The 20,856-nt window shown below is 43.0% G+C and carries 18 protein-coding genes; 14 read left to right on the top strand and 4 right to left on the bottom strand.

Going from position 1 to position 20,856, the window contains the following annotated elements:
- Positions 1-209 precede the first annotated feature (209 nt).
- From LC586_RS06920 to LC586_RS40530, 4 genes are all read left to right on the top strand, one after another.
- Positions 210-836 (top strand): hypothetical protein, encoded by a 627-nt coding sequence (locus tag LC586_RS06920; protein WP_229483853.1) that lies wholly within the window; start codon positions 210-212, stop codon positions 834-836.
- Positions 837-1,568: 732 nt separating this feature from the next.
- Positions 1,569-3,533 carry an ArnT family glycosyltransferase gene (locus tag LC586_RS06915; RefSeq protein WP_229483852.1) on the top strand — a complete coding sequence of 655 codons (1,965 nt, stop codon included), beginning with the start codon at positions 1,569-1,571 and terminating at the stop codon, positions 3,531-3,533.
- A 240-nt stretch (positions 3,534-3,773) separates the two neighbouring features.
- Positions 3,774-4,034 carry a hypothetical protein gene (locus LC586_RS06910; RefSeq protein ID WP_229483851.1) on the top strand — a complete coding sequence of 87 codons (261 nt, stop codon included), beginning with the start codon at positions 3,774-3,776 and terminating at the stop codon, positions 4,032-4,034.
- The gene (locus tag LC586_RS40530) at positions 4,012-4,182 is read left to right on the top strand and encodes a GGDEF domain-containing protein (protein ID WP_309143366.1); all 171 of its coding nucleotides are present in this window, start codon (positions 4,012-4,014) and stop codon (positions 4,180-4,182) included. The genes LC586_RS06910 and LC586_RS40530 overlap by 23 nt, the downstream gene beginning before the upstream one ends.
- Before the next feature lie 371 nt (positions 4,183-4,553).
- Here LC586_RS40530 and LC586_RS06900 read toward each other — a convergent pair whose 3' ends face one another.
- Positions 4,554-4,712, bottom strand: coding sequence for a hypothetical protein (locus tag LC586_RS06900; RefSeq protein ID WP_229483850.1), 159 nt, complete (start codon positions 4,710-4,712; stop codon positions 4,554-4,556).
- Positions 4,713-4,739: 27 nt separating this feature from the next.
- On the bottom strand, positions 4,740-7,976 hold the full coding sequence (locus LC586_RS06895; protein ID WP_229483905.1) for a hybrid sensor histidine kinase/response regulator: 3,237 nt from the start codon (positions 7,974-7,976) through the stop codon (positions 4,740-4,742).
- A 593-nt stretch (positions 7,977-8,569) separates the two neighbouring features.
- Between LC586_RS06895 and LC586_RS06890 the strand changes: the two genes are divergently transcribed.
- From LC586_RS06890 to argB, 6 genes are all read left to right on the top strand, one after another.
- On the top strand, positions 8,570-8,773 hold the full coding sequence (locus LC586_RS06890) for a hypothetical protein (RefSeq protein WP_229483849.1): 204 nt from the start codon (positions 8,570-8,572) through the stop codon (positions 8,771-8,773).
- Positions 8,742-9,323: a circadian clock protein KaiA gene (locus tag LC586_RS06885; RefSeq protein WP_229483848.1), complete on the top strand. Its 582-nt coding sequence runs from the start codon at positions 8,742-8,744 to the stop codon at positions 9,321-9,323. Before LC586_RS06890 ends, LC586_RS06885 begins: the two co-directional genes overlap by 32 nt.
- An 82-nt stretch (positions 9,324-9,405) precedes the next feature.
- Positions 9,406-9,732 carry a circadian clock protein KaiB gene (gene kaiB, locus LC586_RS06880; RefSeq protein WP_229483847.1) on the top strand — a complete coding sequence of 109 codons (327 nt, stop codon included), beginning with the start codon at positions 9,406-9,408 and terminating at the stop codon, positions 9,730-9,732.
- A 330-nt stretch (positions 9,733-10,062) separates the two neighbouring features.
- Positions 10,063-11,625 carry a circadian clock protein KaiC gene (gene kaiC / locus LC586_RS06875; RefSeq protein WP_229483846.1) on the top strand — a complete coding sequence of 521 codons (1,563 nt, stop codon included), beginning with the start codon at positions 10,063-10,065 and terminating at the stop codon, positions 11,623-11,625.
- A gap of 103 nt (positions 11,626-11,728) precedes the next feature.
- Positions 11,729-13,975 carry a TolC family protein gene (locus LC586_RS06870; protein ID WP_229483845.1) on the top strand — a complete coding sequence of 749 codons (2,247 nt, stop codon included), beginning with the start codon at positions 11,729-11,731 and terminating at the stop codon, positions 13,973-13,975.
- Between the two features lie 1,098 nt (positions 13,976-15,073).
- On the top strand, positions 15,074-15,967 hold the full coding sequence (gene argB, locus LC586_RS06865) for an acetylglutamate kinase (protein WP_229483844.1): 894 nt from the start codon (positions 15,074-15,076) through the stop codon (positions 15,965-15,967).
- Positions 15,968-16,693: 726 nt separating this feature from the next.
- Here the strand turns inward: argB and LC586_RS06860 are convergent.
- On the bottom strand, positions 16,694-17,101 hold the full coding sequence (locus LC586_RS06860; RefSeq protein WP_229483843.1) for a hypothetical protein: 408 nt from the start codon (positions 17,099-17,101) through the stop codon (positions 16,694-16,696).
- A gap of 169 nt (positions 17,102-17,270) precedes the next feature.
- Between LC586_RS06860 and LC586_RS06855 the strand changes: the two genes are divergently transcribed.
- From LC586_RS06855 to LC586_RS06845, 3 genes are all read left to right on the top strand, one after another.
- On the top strand, positions 17,271-17,813 hold the full coding sequence (locus tag LC586_RS06855; RefSeq protein WP_229483842.1) for a tetratricopeptide repeat protein: 543 nt from the start codon (positions 17,271-17,273) through the stop codon (positions 17,811-17,813).
- 536 nt (positions 17,814-18,349) lie between these two features.
- Entirely contained in the window at positions 18,350-19,165 is an 816-nt protein-coding gene (locus tag LC586_RS06850; RefSeq protein ID WP_229483841.1) for a DUF3153 domain-containing protein, read from the top strand.
- A 112-nt stretch (positions 19,166-19,277) separates the two neighbouring features.
- Positions 19,278-19,685 carry a hypothetical protein gene (locus LC586_RS06845; protein ID WP_229483840.1) on the top strand — a complete coding sequence of 136 codons (408 nt, stop codon included), beginning with the start codon at positions 19,278-19,280 and terminating at the stop codon, positions 19,683-19,685.
- Here the strand turns inward: LC586_RS06845 and LC586_RS06840 are convergent.
- On the bottom strand, positions 19,682-20,035 hold the full coding sequence (locus tag LC586_RS06840) for a winged helix-turn-helix transcriptional regulator (RefSeq protein ID WP_229483839.1): 354 nt from the start codon (positions 20,033-20,035) through the stop codon (positions 19,682-19,684). The genes LC586_RS06845 and LC586_RS06840 overlap by 4 nt on opposite strands.
- A 150-nt stretch (positions 20,036-20,185) precedes the next feature.
- Between LC586_RS06840 and LC586_RS06835 the strand changes: the two genes are divergently transcribed.
- The gene (locus LC586_RS06835; protein ID WP_229483838.1) at positions 20,186-20,803 is read left to right on the top strand and encodes an FMN-dependent NADH-azoreductase; all 618 of its coding nucleotides are present in this window, start codon (positions 20,186-20,188) and stop codon (positions 20,801-20,803) included.
- Positions 20,804-20,856 lie beyond the last annotated feature (53 nt).

Here is a 20,856-nt window from a genome sequence, read left to right as displayed (position 1 = left end):
AATGGGTGTTTGTACCCCAAGTTTATCAAACATCAAAGAAATAATTTTCTCCAAATATTTTCTAATCAAAATGATACTTATAATAATACATTGGTATCCCCAATTTGAGGAAAGTCTATATTAGGCTACTTTCTATGATTGCTTTTTGTGATAATAGGCTACTATTTGGTCAAGCCTAGACAAAATATTTATTTCTAATAACTATCAATATGAAATCTTCAGTATATCGTAACGTCGGTATTACAGCTTCTTGCTTGGGACTGCTTATTGCTCTGGTGGGATACTTTGGAGTGAATGTATCCTTTGAGTCCACAAACCCAGATACATCTTCACAACTGCCAACTGAAACTACCCAGTGGGAGACAACTTCTGTTTTACCTCAAAAAGGTATTTCTGCTAGTCTATCTACTCCAGTAAATACCCCAACCAATGAAGTAGAACATAGTATTAGAGAGAATACTTATCCTGTCTTGGCAGAGCGTGATAAATCAGCAAGCAAAGGCAACAATCAAGGAACTTTGCGAATGAGCAATCAAACAAATCAGCCTGTACGGTTGGCCTTATTGGCGCGACAGTCGCTCGCAAAAGGCTCTGGGACTAAACAGGCTAACTATGATGTACCGGCACATTGGGATTTTGCTCCCCAAGAAGGTAGTGAGAAGGGACTGATTTTATCCCTACCTCAGAATAATTTAAAGCTGGAGAAGGGAGATATTTTAGTTGCTTTCGCACAAGATGGTTCCCGTCGTTACTGGGGCCCCTATGTTGTCGGCGAAACTCAATTACCTAAATGGAATTCCCAAACCAGAGAATGGCAACTAGTGCTGAGTCCATAGTCCAAGGAAGCAGAAGGCAGGAGGCAGGAGGCAAGAGGAATCCTCTTAACAATTCAAAATTCACGCATTCAAAATTCAAGCATTTTAGACATTTTCAGATGGGGATTTAAACCCCAACTGAAACTGCGCTACGTGTAATGGTTGGGGTCTTAAACCCTTTAATTTCCGATAAATAAATTTAGAGGATTTAAGAAGGACTGGAGGCAAAAAGGCTTTGCACCGTATTTATTGCGCCTACTTGATGAATACATATTTTTTTGTTTTTTATAAATTAGGACTTACGCATTGACAAGAAATACAAAATATGGAGCAAGGTTAAAAACCATATCTTTCGTAAGGGCACAGCAAAAGCTTAGCCCCTACAGCATGGTCTATTGACGATCGCAGGATAATTAAGAAAAGCCTGAAAACTTCCTCAATATAGGTAATGCACATCACGATGCATTTGTACAGTACGTAAGTCATAAATAATCAATTTACTTGCTCTAAACCCTGTGGCAGAGAGCAAAAAATATATTTTCTTTCCCCTGCCCTCTGCCTTTGTTAGGTAAACTTTCAACACAGTGTACTAACGTGTTGGAGAAGTTTCTTTGGTGAATTAGAGCAACTAACGTTACTGAACAAGAAAAAGTGTAGAGTACTGAGGAGAGGAAAATTGTTGAATTGAAAACTTCCAAGAACAAAAGATAGATAACCAACGACTATTGAGTAGTGATTGTTGACTATTGACTAATGAGCATGAAATTGAGTGTTAAGCACACTGTTGATCAGTGGTTCAACAAAATAGCAAAGAATCCAGCCCTTGGTAGAACTGTGTCGATTTTGTGGTTGATAGTGATTGGCTGGACAGCTTTTGGGTGGAATTTGGGCAATATTGGCTTGATTGATGAGACAGAGCCGCTTTTTGCCGAAGCTTCCCGCCAGATGTTCGTCACAGGTGATTGGATTACCCCATTTTTCAATGGTGACACTCGTTTCGATAAACCTGCTTTAATTTACTGGTGTCAAGCGATCGCTTACGCAATTATAGGGGTGAATGAGTGGGCAGTACGCCTTCCTTCAGCGATCGCAGCATTCGCCTTAGTTTGTTTAGCTTTTTACACCATACAGTGGTATTTCGCTAAACAAGACGAATTAGAGCAAGTTTCACGTCCTACTCGCCGCTATTTAACATCTTTTATAGCAGCAGCGCTCATGGCACTCAATCCCGAAACTATTATTTGGGCGAGAACCGGTGTCTCTGATATGCTGCTCACCGGATGTATCGCATCAGCTTTGTTATGTTTCTTTCTAGGCTACGCAGGTAAGGGAGGGAGTAGGGAGTGGGGAGTGGGGGGAGATGAGGGAGCAGGGGGAGCAGGGAAAGCAGGGGGAGCAGGGGGAGCAGGGGGAGAAAGAATAACCAATGCCCAATCCCCAATGCCCCATGCCCCATTCCCTAATAAGTGGTATTTAGCTTTTTATGTGCTGATTGCTGGCGCAATTTTGACTAAAGGCCCAGTGGGAATTGTGTTACCAGGGTTAATTGTTGCCGTATTTTTGCTTTATGTGGGAAAATTTCGAGAGGTGTTGCGAGAAATGCGCCTTCTCGTGGGTGTATTGATAATTTTAGGTTTATCAGTGCCCTGGTATGCTTTAGTAATTTGGCGCAATGGCTGGAATTATATTAATGCCTTTTTTGGTTATCACAACCTAGAACGCTTTACAGAAGTCGTTAATGGTCACTCAGCACCTTGGTATTTTTACTTTTTAGTAGTGCTGCTGGGTTTTGCGCCTTACTCAGTGTATTTACCACTCTCTATAGTAAGATTAAAGTTTTGGCAGCGATCGCACTGGCGATCCCTTGAACGTTTTCAGCAATTTGGTTTATTCGCCTGGTTCTGGTTTGCTAGCATTTTTGGTTTTTTCAGCATTGCTGTTACCAAACTCCCTAGCTATGTGTTGCCTTTAATGCCAGCAGCAGCCATCCTAGTAGCCCTATTGTGGAGCGACTTTTTCCAGGATACAGAGGCTAGGCAAACAATTCCTGTTTCCTCCTCTCCCACTCCTCCCATCTCACCCTCTTTTCTCCGGGTGAGTGGTTGGGTGAATGTAGTCTTTTTATCAGTTCTAGCTACAGCACTGTTTAACATAACCCACATATTAGGTACTGATCCAGCTATAAGTAACTTCCACGAACTAATTCAACGAACTGGTTTACCAGTAATAGCCGGGGTAATGTGGCTGGTTTGTGCCGTTTTAGTTGCAGGTTTATTACTAAATCGCCAATGGAACCAGGTTCTCGGTATTAATTTAATAGGGTTTGTGGCGTTTTTAATTTTTGTCTTAACGCCTGCTTCGTTTTTTATTGATCGAGAACGTCAATTACCCTTAAGGGAGTTGTCTGCGGTCATTCTAGAAGCAAAACAACCAAATGAAGAATTGATCATGCTTGGCTTCAAAAAGCCTAGTGTGGTATTTTACAGCCACATTCATGTAAATTATTTAGGACTTCCCCAAGAGGCTATAGAGCATATCAAAAACCAGGCTGCCAAAGGACTAAAACCTGCCTCGGTGCTGCTGTTGGCTGAACAGAAAAAGTTTTTACAAATGGACTTACAGCCAGATGATTACAAGAATTTATCAACCAAGGGTGCTTATAACTTGGTTCGAGTTCCTTTTAAGAAAAAGAAAAGTGAAAAAATAGACATATCATAACGGCAAATGACCAAATAATTATTAATTCATAATTCATAATTCATAAATTTTATGGGTTCAGAGCAAGCACGCTCATTCAAAGATTTCAGTGGTCTACAATCAGTGCGCCCTTTTATGCCCCTTCATAATTGCAATTATGAATTAGTAATTATTAATTATGAATTAGGTTGACAGCTTCGCAAGTTTTATGGCAATTGGGGGAACTATAATCTAACATCAAGAGCAGATAGATACCTGTTTATGAAAATGTTATTTGGAGTCAAGCTGGGTCTAGCGATCGCAGCGCTATCTGTGGGTGTGACCAGTGCGAGTGTGTATTACTTCTACTCCACAACCTCTCAACTGATTATGCACCAAATGACAGGGCGACTCAAAGACATTGGACATTTAGGCACATTTCTGTTTGATCCAGAAGTTCGTGAGAGTATCGTTCGCTTAAAGGCAGCTGTTGATCGGGATTCCCAGGTCAGTGTAACCGATATACAGAGGCTCAAGCTCTGATGTAAGTGAGATTGTAACCGTCAGTCTTGGGGTTGCCAGTACCATTCCGATACCGGAAAATTTACCAGATACACTGATTGCCTTGACAGATAAAGCCCTTTATGCTGCGAAACAGCAGGGACGAGATCGATATTCTGTAAGTAACTGAGTCAAAATAATTCGTAATTGATAATGACGCTCCTTCTCTGCGAGACGCTACGCGAACGTCGCTAACGCTTCTCTACGAGACGCACTCGCGTTCGCTAACGTAATTCGTAGTTACAATCAGTGTTGGCTCTGTATCCTCCACTGATTGTTGACCACTGAAATCTTTGATTTCAGTGTGGGCTGCTATACCCATTTAATTACGAATTACGAATTACGAATTATATCAAGTTCGGATAATTACCCATAATAAAACAACCCCACCCCCAACCCCTAAGAGCCTGCGGGGAGGGGAGACAAAGCACAGCTTTGGCGGGGTGGGGTTCTTCAGGTTTAATAAGTAATCAAGCGGACATGATATTAGTAATTATTTGGTCAAGGTATTGCTTTTTTAGCACATTGGATATTTACCACCCAGCAACAGAAATTATAGCGACGCCGATAGCGTAGCGGTAGCGAGTCATCGAGCGTCATAGCCCGCACTTCTCTTCTTAGGCTGCGCCAACGACTTGGCTCAGTGACCGTCGTAGACATCGCCACCAATTTTCTTCTCAATAATCATTAACATTTGTGATTGTAACCGTTGACAGCTAAAGCGTGATTGATCTGGTTTAAGAGGTCTTCCATTGATATGGATCGCGGTAATATTTGAGTAGCGATCGCACCAACAACAGTTTCTATAGATTCCAAACCATTCTTCTTCTGCTTATCAATTTCCTTATAAGCTACCCCAGGCTGGAAACTGGTTTCTGGATGATTTAATCGCTGATTCAGTACTAAAATTGGTGGTAATTTGTCAGGCGAATCTCCCAATGTTTTCAGTGCTTTTAGTACGTCTTTGTGGATAGCGGATTCTCCTAAACAAATTAGCAGTAAGTCAACGCTTTGGTGGCGAATTTGTTGTAACACTTCTGCCCAACAGGGACTCATCGCCGCTTTGAAGCCTGCTGTTTGTAGGTACTGAATTAAAGCTTGGAACCACTCAGACCCCCGTTCAGCAGTTTCACTGCTAATTGAGCAATTTTTTGCTGTCCGAGAAGCCTTAACTTGCTTGCGTCTTACCTGTGGTAAATCACGCAGCATTGTTAAATCCACTACCAAGATGTTAGCAGGACAGCAAATCCCAGAAGCAATTTCCAATACTGATAGTAAGGCATCTGCTTTCTCAGTGCGACTGCTGTTGTCCTTAGCAAATGGTGTTAAGTAAGGAAATACAGATAACTCTGGTATTTTTGAAGCTATTAGGGTGGTTGCGACATCGCAAGTAACTAGTGGGATAGCCGCCAAACGTGGGTGCTGAATTAGTTCTTGCAGATAAATTTGGGCGGTGGTACTTTCGACATCTAGCAAAATAACATCAAACTGCCATACCCGCGCCAAAAGTTCTGCTTGATCTAGGTCATCTACTTCAATCACCCGGTGTTCTCGAAGTGAGGGGTGGGGATTGACCGATTCCAACTGGGGATTCACCAACCTGAGAATTCGCAGTGGGGTTTTAGTTGGGATAATTGCGCTGTTGTTTAACCCTTGCGGCAAAACTGCTGGTGAAGTACATAATTTTTCGAGAACTGGTGCTAAAAGGTGATTCTCTACTGGTAAGCTTAAGAAACCATCGGCTCGGTTAGCAAATGCTTGCTCCTTTTCGGCTGCCGTCGCTGTCACAATTACAGATATATGACGGGTTGCGGTGTCAGATTTCAGTAAAGTCAGCACATCCCAGCCTGATAGCAGGGGTAGTAACGGATTCAAAAATATGGCGATTGGTTGCAAACGCCGAGCTTTTTCGACTGCTTCTGTCCCCGATCGCGCAATTACTACCCGATATCCTAAACCTTTGAGTTGTTCGGTCAAGTCTTCAATATATCTGGCTACTGCCTCGACTACCAAAACCAACCGTTGCGAACTGGCGGGATGATGCTGTGTGGACGTAGTAACATGCAAACGAGCGGCGGCTGAGTTTTCCCGTGTCGATTGGTGTCGCGTTTCTTCCTCTTCTTTGATTCCCATATCTGGTTCCGAAAAGCCTGTTTTCGGGGGACTGGGCGGCAGAAGTAGTGTAAACTGGCTACCTTTTCCTTCACGCGATAAGAAGCTGACATCTCCTCCGTGGAGACGAGCCAAGGCCCGGGTTAATACCAGCCCCAAACCAGTGCCTTCAAATTGGCGGGTGAGGGGATTTTCTAGTTGTTGAAATTTTTGAAAGATTAAGTGTTGCTGGTGTTCAGGAATCCCAATGCCTGTATCCCAAACCGTAAAGGCAATCCATCCTTCCCAACGACTCACCCGTAGCCCGATTTCACCAGATATTTCGGTGAATTTAAAGGCGTTGGAAAGTAGGTGTACTAGCATCTGGCGCAAGCGCAATTCATCTGCCACTATCTGGTCTAAACCTAGTTCAATGGAAAGACAGAATTGGGGAGCAGATGAACGGGCGTTTTGAGTTGGCGAGGCAGATGTAGTTTTGGTAGTTTGAGTGTGGATAGCTTTAGCATCTGATAAGGCGCGATCGCACACAGCCTGAATTTTCACCGGAGTTAGCGTCAAATCCATTTGTCCCGTTTCCATCCGGGTCAAATCTAAAATGTCATTAACCACGCTCATCAGGTGGCGTCCGCTTTGATGAATCAGTCCTGCATAACGGGCTTGACGCTCGTTGAGTTCTCCCAACTGCTGATCCACCAGCAACCGCGATAATCCTAAAACGGCAGTTAAGGGAGTTTTGAGTTCATGACTAATACAAGCTAAAAACTCATCCTTCAACCGATTTAGTTGAATTAAATCAGCATTCTTTGCTGCCAATTCTTTGCAAAGCTGCTGCTGCTCAGTCACATCAGTAGCTAAAACTAACCACAAATCCTCGCTGAGTGCAACCTCAGCTTCAGCACTCATGACTTGAAACTCAGGACTATCTAAGGGAATTTTGGCAAATTGCCAGATTCGCTCCTGACCATTTTGCACTTCGACAACGCAAGTACAAGTACCTACTTGACTATCCAAATAGCAGCGACTGTATACAGCATCTGGTGATGCTTCTTGCTGGGTCAGTTCCTCTTCACCACCATGCCCATTCTCCCTACCATTGGGATAAACCTTGATTGCTCGTTGGCTGACATATTCTGGTTTTTCGGAAAGCTTAGGGACAAGTATTGCCTCCACCTGTTGCCTAACTCCTTCTGGATCTTTCAAGGCTCCTAATTGCTCCCACCAGGCGGGATTTCGTGCTACTACCTCGCCAGTCCCCGTTTGCAACATCAAAGGCCAAGGCAGTCTTTCTAGCAACTGTACCAGTGGCTGGTGTCCCAATGACTTGGGTTCATTTGGCGGCTGCTCACCAGACGACCTCTCGATGGCTGAACTTTGTAACCCAGCCATGCGTTCCTTAGCCAGCGATCGCAACAGGCGTGAACTATCCAGCAGCCCCAAATATTGACCATCAGAGTCAATCAGCGCCCAATCTAAGTTCTGCTGTTTTTCGGCTTGTGCATAACACAAGTGCAAGCCTAATTGCTCTACACGCTCAGAAGCTGATATTGTCTGTATTGGCTCAATTAAACCTTGACCCCAGATAGAGAGTGATTGATGTAAATTTAGATTTTTATCGTCACTATGTACTAATAATTTTTGGATTAAACGGGCAGAATACAGCAATCCGATGGGGGATTGCTGTTGATTCAATACTACCAAGCGATCGCACTGCTCTTGCTCAAAAATCTCCAACACCACTGCCAGAGAACTTGTTTGGGAGCAGCTAGGTACGGTTGCCTGAAAGTCATAAAGCGGGTAATCTAGCATTAACATAGGGCTTTTGGGGTCATTCTTCCTGTGGAACCCTCCGGCATTTCCATCTGTCAACTGTTGATGGTGTTTTCGCCTGAAGCCATATCCTCTAAGAAGACTCATATAAGCAACTCTGGTTATTTCAACGCCATTAAAAAAAAACGGAATTTCCCCTCACGGGCACTTTTGCGTCCTTTATATTTTTCCAAGAGGCGACGTTTCTAAGTTCTAGCAACTAGCCTCCCCAGTGTCTTACTGGTATTTAAACTCCTCATCGATAGCGACAGCTAAAACAATTATGGCCCCAAAGAATCGCTTTAGAACCTTGAGGAATTATAATGATTTAGAATGGGACAATCCTTTAAGTTCGTTTAAGTATCTTATCAAGGAGCAAAATAAAAAAATCTATCTATTTACATACGTAAATATGCAAATAATAAATCAGCTACTGTGTCTTGCTATGCCGACAGATACCTCATCATCAAAGACCTACTAAGTCCAATTACTCAGTTGCTGCACTTAGTTGTTGAGTGGCTAGCACCGCAAGGCGTAAATCAAGCTACCATTTTAAACAAGTAAAAGCCTTGATATACAAAAGTTTTGACTTTTGACTTTTGACTTTTGACTTCCGCCTTGCGGTGCTAGCACTACCTGTTAACATAGAGCCTTATTTTGGGGTGGAATCACCAGTTTACTGCACACCTAGTATTCCCTTAGAAGCGTTAGCCAAACTGATCAGCCCACGTTTCTTGGTCAAGGCGATCAATGAGATAGATTTAAGAATAAATGTTATTACCGATATTGATTCTGCAACCTGATGTTAAGAAATATTTAAATAATCTAGTTGACTTAGACAACCAAAAAGGTTGGAGCAGATGGGTATGGAAAGTTATTGACGCGATTATTGCTCAGTTTTGCTATCTACCCGTTGCTGCAACTACCTCTGGAAAAATAAACTATTTACCAAATTGGCTCCAACAAAATCCAAATCAAGCATCCACTGACAAGTACATTTATGTATTTGCCAGTCACACCCAAAAAAGCCAACAGCATTTCCAGGAGATGACTCCAGCAGAAAGGCAAGGATTATTAAGACACCTTAAATCAGATTATAGCCTGATTCTTATAAACTATTTTACCACAGATAAAACACTCAAAGAAAAAATTGATAAATTTATCAATACTATATTTTATGCGAATATTCCTGTGCCTCAAATCATTGAAATTCACATGGAGGTAATTGAAGAATTTTCTAACCAGCTAAAATTAGAAGGAAGGAGCAATGAAGCGTTACTTGATTACCGTCTAACGTTGATAGATATCCTCGCTCACCTGTGCGAACTCTATAGAAGTTCAATTTCTAGATAAATTAAACTTATCGATGTTGTTAGCCACCGACAATGGGCAAACAAATATTGTATTTATATTCTCATGACTAGCTTGTAAGTATATGGATAAAGCCAGAAAAACCTACGTTCTCAAACTTTACGTAGCAGGGAATACCCCTAATTCAGTCCGGGCATTAAAAACACTCAAAAATATTTTAGAGCAGGAGTTTAAAGGTGTTTATGCTTTAAAAGTGATCGATGTACTGAAAAGCCCGCAACTGGCAGAAGAAGATAAAATATTGGCGACGCCAACATTATCTAAAATTTTGCCTCCACCCGTTCGCAAAATTATCGGGGATCTTTCAGATAGGGAAAGAGTATTGATTGGGTTAGATTTGCTTTATGAAGAACTGAGTGAAGGAGATTTTGAAGAGGAAAATAATGAATGAGCGAAAGTTTTAACTATGTAGGGGAGCCATGTTTACAAATAGCCTCGCCAAAATAGAGTCAAAAATTTAGTCATAAAAAACAGTTTTTAACTAGTTCCGTGGGTTTAAGTCCCCCGGTTCAATAAAAATTTTGTTTTGTGTTGGCGTTAAATCCCCAGACGCTCGCGGACTCGCTAACGCTTCGCTAATACAAAACAAAATTGACGAAAGCGTTGCGGGGCGTTCGCGTTTAGCGTCTCGAAGAGAAGCCCATTACGAATTACGTTAGCGTAGCGGTAGCGAGGAACGAGCGTCATTACGAATTATTTAATACCCTTTTGTTATCAAACAATGAGTGAAACCGAGCAACTAAAACCAAAAAAGACACCGAAAATTGGAGGTGTAGAAAAAATTCGCACGATGATCGAAGGGTTTGACGATATTAGTCATGGTGGTTTACCAATTGGTAGAACTACCTTGATAAGTGGCACTTCCGGTACAGGCAAAACTTTATTCTCTCTTCAGTTTCTCTATAACGGCATCACCTACTTTGACGAACCAGGAGTATTTGTTACTTTTGAAGAATCACCCAGTGATATTATTAAAAATGCTCATGTTTTTGGGTGGAACCTGCCACGCCTAATTGAGGAAGGCAAGTTGTTTATTCTTGATGCATCTCCCGATCCTGAAGGACAGGATATAGTTGGGAATTTTGACCTGTCTGCACTAATTGAGCGATTGCAATATGCGATTCGCAAATACAAAGCTAAACGAGTTTCAATCGACTCAATAACAGCAGTATTTCAGCAGTATGAAGCGATGGGAGTAGTCCGGCGCGAGATTTTTCGCCTAGTAGCCCGTCTGAAACTACTCAATGTCACCACTATTATTACAACTGAACGTAGCGAAGAATATGGCCCCGTTGCCTCTTTTGGAGTGGAAGAATTTGTTTCCGATAATGTAGTAATTGTTCGCAACGTTTTAGAAGGAGAACGCCGCCGTCGCACAACTGAAATTCTCAAGTTGCGCGGCACAACTCACATGAAAGGCGAATATCCCTTCACGATTACTAATGAAGGGGTTAACATCTTCCCACTGGGAGCAATGCGCTTGACTCAACGATCTTCTAATGTCAGGGTATCTTCTGGTGTCAAAACTTTAGATGAAATGTGCGGTGGTGGTTTCTTTAAAGATTCGATTATTTTGGCAACAGGAGCTACAGGGACTGGCAAAACCCTGTTAGTAAGTAAGTTTATTCAAGATGGCTGTCTCAATGGAGAACAGGCAATATTATTTGCTTACGAAGAATCACGCGCCCAACTATCTCGAAATGCTTCCTCTTGGGGAATTGATTTTGAGGAATTAGAAGATCAAGGTTTACTCAAAATAATTTGTACCTATCCCGAATCAACTGGTTTAGAAGACCACTTACAAATTATTAAATCAGAAATTGCTGTCTTCAAACCAGCCCGCATCGCCATTGATTCACTCTCAGCACTAGCGAGAGGAGTGAGCAATAATGCATTTCGGCAGTTTGTGATTGGTGTGACGGGTTATGCTAAACAAGAAGAAATTACTGGTTTCTTTACTAACACAACCGATCAATTTCTGGGAGCGCATTCCATTACTGACTCTCATATTTCCACGATCACCGATACAATTTTGATGCTCCAGTACGTAGAAATTCGGGGAGAAATGTCGCGGGCAATTAACGTATTTAAAATGAGAGGCTCTTGGCACGATAAGGGCATTCGTGAGTATAATATTACTGCTGACGGGCCCGATATCAAAGATTCATTCCGAAACTACGAACGGATTATTAGCGGTGCTCCTACTCGCGTTAGTATCGATGAAAAGGCGGAACTTTCTCGCATTGTTAGACGTTTTGAAGACAAACAGAGTTCCGAACCCTAAATTTAGTATCGTAGTATATTCTTTCCTAAATTTAGTATCGTGCTATATTCTGTGGTGAAGAAAGGTTTTCTGCCGCTAGATTGATTTTCGTGTGAGGGATGCGGTGAAAGGACAGCAATTATTCCATAGCTTATTGCCTGGTGTGACAGCAGCAGTCTTAACAACTCAGCCGACTTGGGCTGGGACTGTAAAACTAACTGGGGTACGGCTGGCCTCTTCTCCTAGTGTTTTGACTTCCACTTATGGTCAAGACTTAGTTGGGGGCATCATGAATACGCAACTGCATAACGGTGCAAATGTTAGTGTTCCAACCCTAGTACCTGCTTTCGGTTTCACTAAACTTAGTATGAAGCCTTTAAGTAATAACAGTATTCCAGTGTTTACGGCTGAAAATACTGTTGTGCCGATAAAACAAGTACTTAAGAAAAATGAAGGTAGATTTTTCAGTTTGACACCTACCTCTAATTCTTCCCAACAGCTTGCTGTCAGCCGTTCTGCTCAAAATAACCAAAAAAACAGTAATTCAAATGCTTATGGGCAGGAATCAAAGAGCATAGTAGTTCCCAACTACACTTTAAAACCCTCTTCTGTCCAAAAAGAAATTTTGTCCCTGTCTTCTGCACAGCAGCCAGTGGTTCAAAAGATAAATACTGTTACTCAGTCGCGGACATTTTTACAAACTTCAGCTACAGGTGTAGGATCAGCAAAACTGTTGTCAGCGCAACAATGTCCACAGGAGTTAGGGAAAAGCAAAACTGATTCCTCAGCCGCTTTGCTACTGGCCTCAAGTACCTGCTTACAACAAAATGCTGCTGGCTTACGCATTGCTCAGAGTAATAACCCGATTCCGACAGAATCAACGCCAACTCCCACTGCACCGGAAACCGTAACTCCTGCACCAGAGGGTTCAGTGCAACCGACCACAGTGCCGGAAACCATAATTCCTGTGCCAGGGGGTTCGGTGCAACCTTCCACTGTGCCGAGAACCGTAACTCCTGCGCCGTCAGGGCCGGTGCAAATTCCACAGAACCTGATTCCTAGCTCAAATCCCCTGCAATTTCCTACCAAACCGGCGGAAGTGACACTTCAAGCAAATCAGCCGATTACTTTGGCACAGGCTTTGGAGCTAGCACGGCAGAATAATCGGGATTTACAGGTGTCTCTATTGGAGCTAGAACGCAATCGAGCTGCCCTACGGGAGGCGCAAGCTGCCTTATTACCCACTCTTAATCTTAGTTCGGATATTACTCGCACTCAGTCTGCTAATACTCAGCTTCAGTTGGAACAAAGAGAACAACAGACGGGCATACCACAGCCAGGAGATGAAGCTGGTACATCTTTTTCTGGTCAAGCAGAACTGTCATATAACATCTACACTTCTGGGAGAGTACAAGCTAACATCAGAGCGGCTGAAGAACAGGTACGTTTCAATGAGTTGGCTGTAGAAACTCAGTCTGAGGAAATCCGCCTGAATGTTGCCACAGACTACTACAATTTGCAACAAGCAGATGAACAAGTACGTATCGCTGAATCGGCTGTGCAGAACTCTGAGGCTAGTTTGCGTGATGCAGAAGCATTAGAGCGAGCTGGGGTTGGTACACGGTTTGATGTGTTGCGATCGCAGGTTAATTTAGCAAATGCCCAACAAGACCTAACCCTTGCTAGATCCCAGCAGGCAATAGCCCGTCGTCGTTTAGCAACTCGGTTGAGTTTGGCACAAGCGGTGAATATCAGTGCCGCTGACCCTGTACAATTGGCTGGTCTTTGGAACCCAACGCTAGAACAAAGTATTGTGTTAGCTTTTCAAAATCGTCCCGAACTGCAACAGTTTTTGGCACAACGTAATATCAGCGAACAACAACGTAGGCAAGCCCTTGGGGAGCTAGGCCCTCAAGTTAGTTTGGTAGCCAGCTACAACCTACTAGATCAGTTCGATGATGGTGTCAGCATTACTGATGGTTATTCATTGGGAGTTAGGGCAAGCCTAAATTTGTTTGATGGAGGAGCAGCAAGAGCAAGAGCAGATCAGTCAAGAGCTAATATTGCGCTCGCAGAAACTCGATTTGCCGAACAGCGCAACCAAATTCGCTTTCAGGTAGAACAAGCTTTTTCTACCCAGCAATCTAGTTTGGAGAATGTTCAAACCGCTAATACCGCTTTAGAACAAGCTAGGGAAGCTCTACGTTTAGCGCGTTTGCGATTCCAAGCTGGTGTAGGCACTCAAACTGATGTCATTAACTCTGAAAACGACCTCACAAGAGCTGAAGGTAATCGAGTCACAGCAATTTTGGATTACAACCGTGCTTTAGCTCAGTTACAACGGTCTGTTACACTCAGAGGACTACGCTAGTACTGCTGACTTAATCTCTCAAATTAAAAATTCTAAAAGCCTCATTTTTCAATGAGGCTTTTTAGTAAAAAAGCTACGGGACTTAAATAATTCGTAATTCGTAATGACGCTCGTTCCGACGCTCGATGACTCGCTAACGCTGCGCTATCGCTACCGCTACGCTAACGTAATTCGTAATACTTCGGCTTACCTCGGCTTCGCTACCTCGACTTACCTCGGCTTCGCTCGGCACAAGTCGCTCGGCACAAGTCGGCACAAGTCGCTCAGTACAAGTTCGTAAATTTTGTTTTGTAATGGGGATTTAACCCCAACACAAAACAAAATTTTTATTGAACCGGGGGACTTAAACCCACCGAACTAGTTAAAAAGGAATTTTTTGACCAAAATTTTTACCCACCTAGGACTTACGCACTGTACAAATGCATTCTGATGTGAATTAACGAGCTTGAGGAAGTTTTCAGGCTTTTCTTAATTATCCTGCGATCGTAAATAGACCATGCTGTAGGGGCACAGCATTGCTCATACGTGTCAACTTAACGTAAAAGTTATGTCCCGCAAGAAACTTAAGTTCCTTGCTAATAGCAAAAGTAATCTAAAGATTACTAAATATCCGCAAAAATCTTTAGTCTACTTCAGTAGACTTTAACTATTAGCCTTGAACTTTAGTTCTAGGCGGGTTAGGAAGCCAACAGTTAACCTATTTCTAGGCTTTTGTTGACACCAATGAGCAATGCTGTGCCCTTACGAAAGATATGGTTTTTCACCTTGATTCATATTTGGTATTTTTTGTCAATGCGTAAGTTATACCACCTTGAAAGGGCTAGTCCTAATACTGTTGATAGCATGGGAGGGAAAAATTGACAAAGCGATGCCTACGGCGGGCTACGCCTACGCAGAATGTCTAACAGTAAGTAGACAACCTGTTTGCAACCTTGTTCAATTACTTCGCACCTAATCTTCTATTTTAAAAGTAGGTTTTTGTGAGTAATATTTATACAAAAAGCTTATTTTGCTTTTCGCAGCTATGAGACATTGTTACAGGTTACAAAGTCTTCTACACTGACTGGAATAGGTTTTAACTCTTAACGGCGGCTCCTCATGACGGTCAACGATTCTGAATACATCAGGCAAGCTGAAGCCACTCGTGTGCGTGTACTAAGCGAAGCACTACCTTATATTCAACAATTCGCCGGTCGCACTGTTGTTGTCAAATATGGTGGCGCAGCGATGAAAGATAGCACACTCAAAGACAAAGTTATCCGCGACATTGTATTCTTATCCTGCGTGGGCTTGCGTCCAATTGTAGTACACGGCGGTGGCCCAGAAATTAACAGTTGGTTAGATAAGCTGGGAATTGAACCACAATTTAAGAATGGTCTGCGAGTCACTGATGCTGCCACAATGGATGTGGTAGAAATGGTTTTAGTTGGTCGAGTTAACAAAGAAATTGTCGCGCTAATTAACCAAGCTGGTGGATTGGCTGTAGGACTTTGCGGTAAAGACGGTAATCTATTTACAGCCCGTCCCCAAGGTCAAGAAGGCATCGGTTTTGTGGGGGAAGTCAGCAATGTGAATATCAAGATTTTGGACACCCTCGCTAGCAATGGCTATATTCCGGTAGTGTCCAGCGTCGCCGGAGACGAAACCGGGCAAGCTTATAACATTAACGCCGATACTGTAGCAGGAGAAATCGCTGCTGCACTAGGAGCAGAAAAGTTAATTTTACTGACTGACACCAGTGGAATTTTAAAAGATTACAAAGACCCATCTACTTTGATTCCAAAAGTAGATATTCGTGAAGCCCGCGAGTTGATTGCCAATGGTATAGTTAGCGGTGGGATGATTCCCAAAGTCAGTTGTTGTGTGCGATCGCTTGCTCAAGGAGTCCGTGCAGCACACATCATCGATGGTCGCATTCCCCACGCCCTGTTACTCGAAATCTTTACTGATGTTGGAATTGGGACAATGATTTTGGGTTCGCAGTTTACGTAGTAAGAGTTAGGAGTGAGGAGTGAGGAGTTAGGAGTTTAGAGTTTGGAGTAAAAAGTTCTTCCTCATCTGCCTCATCTCTTTACCTACGGTGTACACACAAGTACTTTCGTTCAGAACACAAGTCTTTTCGTTCAGAACACAAGTCTTTTCGTTCAGAACACAACCCTTTTCGTTCAGAACACAACCCTTTTCGTTCAGAACACAACCCTTTTCGTTCAGAACACAACCCTTTTCGTTCAGAACACAACCCTTTTCGTTCAGAACACAACCCTTTTCGTTCAGAACACAACCCTTTTCGTTCAGAACACAACTCTTTTCGTTCAGAACACAACTCTTTTCGTTCAGAACACAACTCTTTTTTGAGCCAATGATATCATGTCCGCTTGATTGCTTATTAAACCCGAAGAACCCCACCCCGCCAAAGCGTAGCTTTGTCTCCCCTCCCCGCAAGCAGGAGGGGCTGGGGGTGGGGTGTAATGGCTGTGGTTAGCATAACTATTTATGCGGACATGATATGAGTGAATGAAACAGCTTTGCTTTTCGAGAGGGGTTAGGGGCAATACAGTTCAGTTAAGCTTTTCTCTCCCCCTGCAACGCCAGCCTCCCCTGCTCAAGAACAGCCTGCCTTAACAGATAAATTTGCTTAACCCAAGCGTATTGGGGTTGGGGGGATTAAAAGTCTGTGGAGCCACTCTAAAAGACTTGTGTGTACACGGTAGCATAACTTTACCGGGGATAAATGAAAACACGCGATCGCCCGCCGCTAAATGGTGTACGTCGCCATGAGTTATTTATAATCACCGGATTAACTATGGTTGAGTCTCGAATTGCCGGATTAATCAAAGTTGGATTAATCAGCGTGGAATTTCTCACGTTCTGCCTGAACTGGGGATAGTAATAATCGGGGTAATTATTGCGTTGTGGCATGAGTCCCGTTGCTGGGTCTACAGGCATAGGTGTGAGAATCGGACTACCATAAATAAAGGAACCGACAGCAGGCGATCGCCTGACTCCATAAGCACCATCAATTACGATCACAGACTGTGCAGAAGCTGGAGCAATGCTTACACCCATAACTGCTAAAGTCATACCTGCTAAGAGCCAATTCAGTTGCGAATGCTTGATTTTCAACATATTTTGCTCACTTGTATTTGATACCGGAATTTTTAATCAGAAAATAATCGCAGCTACTTAGTTAAAATTTTAGAAGTTTATTTAGTTTCAGGTTGCCAGCTTTTGAAAAAATTCCCAAAAGATTGCTGGCATTGGCAAAATTAAAATAGTGCTGATTTTTATATAAGCCGTGAGTGTAGAAAGTTTAGAAATTGCTAAAACCCGCTACCAGGCTGGGAAAGCTGCCTTTGAAAATGGGCAATACCGCGAAGCCATAGAAAATTTAGAAAAGGCCAGCGCCCTGTTAGCTCGTAATTCTCGCCTTGGGGGGGAAGTAGAAATCTATCTGGTGACAGCTTATGAAGCTGTTGGACGCACGGATGATGCGATCGCTCTTTGCGAAAGACTCAAACGCCATGTCCATTTTGAAATTAGCAAACAAGCGCGACGGATGCTTTACATCTTGAAAGCACCAAAGCTGAAAAGACCCAGCGAGTGGATGACCCAAATCCCCGATTTGGGCGCACTATCCGATAATGAACTCAAAATTTCTGTACCTGCTAAGTCTACTAAATCTTCTGTGCAGCAAAAGCCTAAACCTGCCGAGCCAGAATTCGTTGACCTCAGTCAGGTCAATACCAGAGATAATCGCTTTATCTGGGTGGCGCTAATTGCCATTGGTTTAACCATCTCGTACTTGGTTTGGTTGAATTTTTCAGGAACCCCTAGCTAATCCTAACAAGAGGATATTTCCGTGCTGGGGTTCTTTTCTGCCTTTGAAAAACGTCCCTTACTCAGCAATATAGTTCGGATAAGATCCCCCCGCCTGCGGCGACCCCCTTTTTAAGGGGGTGAGGAATAAAAACAGCCCTGCCCTTTTTAAGAGGATAGAGGAAGAAAAATAGCCCCCCAATTTATCGGGGGGTTGGGGGGATCTTCGAGAGATAAAGCAAGTTAACCGAACCGTATTGCGCCGCCCAGTAGTAGAAGTCAAGATTGGTTAAAAAGTTTGACTTTTGGGGAGATTTATGGTTTCCAATTCTTCAATTTTCGGAAAGATTTTCTTTTGGCTAATTAGACCATTTAGTTTTGTATTGACAAATATGAAATTTCTCTCAGTACTGATATCATGTCCGCTTGATTACTTATTAAACCCGAAGAACCCCACCCCGCCAAAGCTATGCTTTGTCTCCCCTCCCCGCTCTTCGGGAGGGGTTGGGGGTGGGGTGCAATGACTGTGGGAATCATAACTATTTATCCGGACATGATATGAATGGTCGAAATCGAATGAACCGCGTCTTTCCCAAGCGAAATCCTATTTTGTGGCTAGTGCTGTTAACATCCCTGCTACTAACTGGCTGTGTTAAGTACGATGTGGGACTTAACTTTGACAATTCAAATAGTGGCGAACTAGTACAACATATTAAGCTGGGAGAGCGGCTAACTAGTTTTAGTGGCGATTATGTATATGAATGGTTAAATAGCATAGAACACCGCGCCCGTAAACTAGAAGGGAAAACGCAGCGAGTTTCCCAAGAAGAAATCATTGTCACAATTCCTTTTAGTAGCGGTAGGGAATTGCAAGAGAAGTTCAACGAATTTTTTAACTCCCGTGCGAATCAAGCCTCTGAGTCAGTGGGGAGCCAATCTGACTCAGAACTGCCGAAAATTGAATCAAACGTCCTTTTGGAACAAAACAATTTTTTACTTTTGGTCAGAAATCGATTGATTTATGATTTGGATTTGCGATCGCTATCTCTAATTGCCAGCAAAGGTAACGTCTTAGCTAATGCTGGTTCAATTCTCGACTTGGAATTTAGCTTGAAGACTCCTTGGGGAGCCAAAAATATTCAACTAACTGAAACTGCCATAGAGCCAGAAAAGAATGGCAATCGATTAGTGTGGAAACTTCAACCTGGTGAGCTAAACCACATAGAAACCGTTTTCTGGCTTCCCAGTCCCCTTGGTATTGGTGCATTGTTAATTATCCTGTTTGTCTGGGGAGGATTGTACTTGAGATACAATTTCATGCCAGATCCCAGAATTCAGTTTCCTTCCAAAGCAGCAGCGATCCAGGAACAGTAGACTATTCATCTGTTTATATTGTCACCAAAGCCGATGCATTCTCCATCGGCTTTTTTACACTTCCCCCAGCTTTTTGTAAAAATGAGTAATGTTATTCTAAGGCACGCCTTTCATGCAGAAACAACACATCGAGAAGATCAATGAGATTCTGCTTCGCTACTTCTGTGGTAGTAGATTTCTCGGCATTAACCCGACGATGGACAACATTCCTCTGGTTGCTGCCAACCTCCAAAAATCGACGCATTCTTTTTCGGAAGGTCAATTGCTGTACATCTACAATGGATTCTGGGGTATGAACGAACGCGTTCAAGTTGTTGGTCGCCATCGCCGTAAGCATCGACTGATCCTCGGTGTCTGCCCGATTAAGTCATTGAGCAATTTCCGACCGAAATTGGTCTATGAACCGGCTGTCATCCGCAAACTGCATGGGGAATGCATTGATGGCGGCATCTTTATGGGATTCTTCGATCTACCTGGTGAGTTTGTTTATATTAAAGATTACATTCAAGCGATCCGTTAAATATTACTGTTGCTATGTTCCCGTTGTTGGCTGCCATACCAACGTTCAGCAAGTGCATTGAGTTGATGAAGGATTTCAATGAGTTCTTGACCACGTTTTGTAAGACCGTAAGTTACTTGGGGTGGGACAGTTGGTTCATACTGGCGATAAATAATTTCTGCTGCCTCAAGCATCCTCAGTCTTTCCGTCAGAACTTTGGTAGAGATGCCCTCAACTAGGTGTTTCAATGCACCAAAGCGAGTAGGCCCGCTATTACACAACACCCACAGTATATACATTGTCCAAGGCCCTGATAGTAAGGACATCAGAATACTGACAGGGCAAGCATCAGGATTTTTAGAGACAGACATCGATAAGTTAGCTAAAATTGTCCGATAGTTACTTTATGGTAACTACTTTACTTTAGTAACTAGTTACTTTTAGTATCTAATGTAATGCTTTGAAATAAAAACTCAAAAAAAGTAAAAGCAGTAAATTTTAGCTAAATCAGGAGATATTTGGTGGTAAACATTCTACATATTGATTCCAGCCCCCGTGGTGAGCGATCGCACTCCAGAGAACTATCTAAGGAATTCGTCAGTAGTTGGAAAGCAGCACATCCTGAAGATGCGATCGCCTATCGAGATTTAGGGCGTCACCCAGTTCCTCACGTTAATGAAGCTTGGATTGCGGCTGCATTTTCACCACCAGAAACCCATACCTCAGAATTAACTGAGGCAATCAGGATTTCTGACGAACTGATTGATGAGTTTTTGGCAGCTGATCGCTACGTCTTTGGAGTGCCAATGTATAACCTGAATATCCCTTCCACTTTTAAGGCTTACATCGACCAAATCGTTCGCGCTAACCGGACTTTTGCTGTAGAAGCTCAAGGCTTTAGAGGCTTAGTCGAGGGTAAAAAGGCAGTTATCATCACAGCTCGCGGCAGCGACTTTAGCGCGACATCTCCTTTCGCTGCCTACGACTTCCAAGAACCATACCTGCGGGCGATTTTCGGCTTTATTGGGATTACAGACATTCAATTTATTAACGCCAATAGCCTGGATGAAGGTGATGCCCGTACCCAATCTCTATCAGAAGCACGGGCAGCAATTCAAGATTTGATCACCCAGTGGTAAGAGGAATGTGGGGAATGGGCAGGGGGAGATGAGGGAGCAGGGGGAGATGAGAA

The sequence above is a fragment of the Nostoc favosum CHAB5714 genome, assembly GCF_020829495.1.
Classification (GTDB): Bacteria; Cyanobacteriota; Cyanobacteriia; order Cyanobacteriales; family Nostocaceae; genus Nostoc; species Nostoc favosum.
This window is presented reverse-complemented; position numbering and strand designations above follow the sequence as displayed.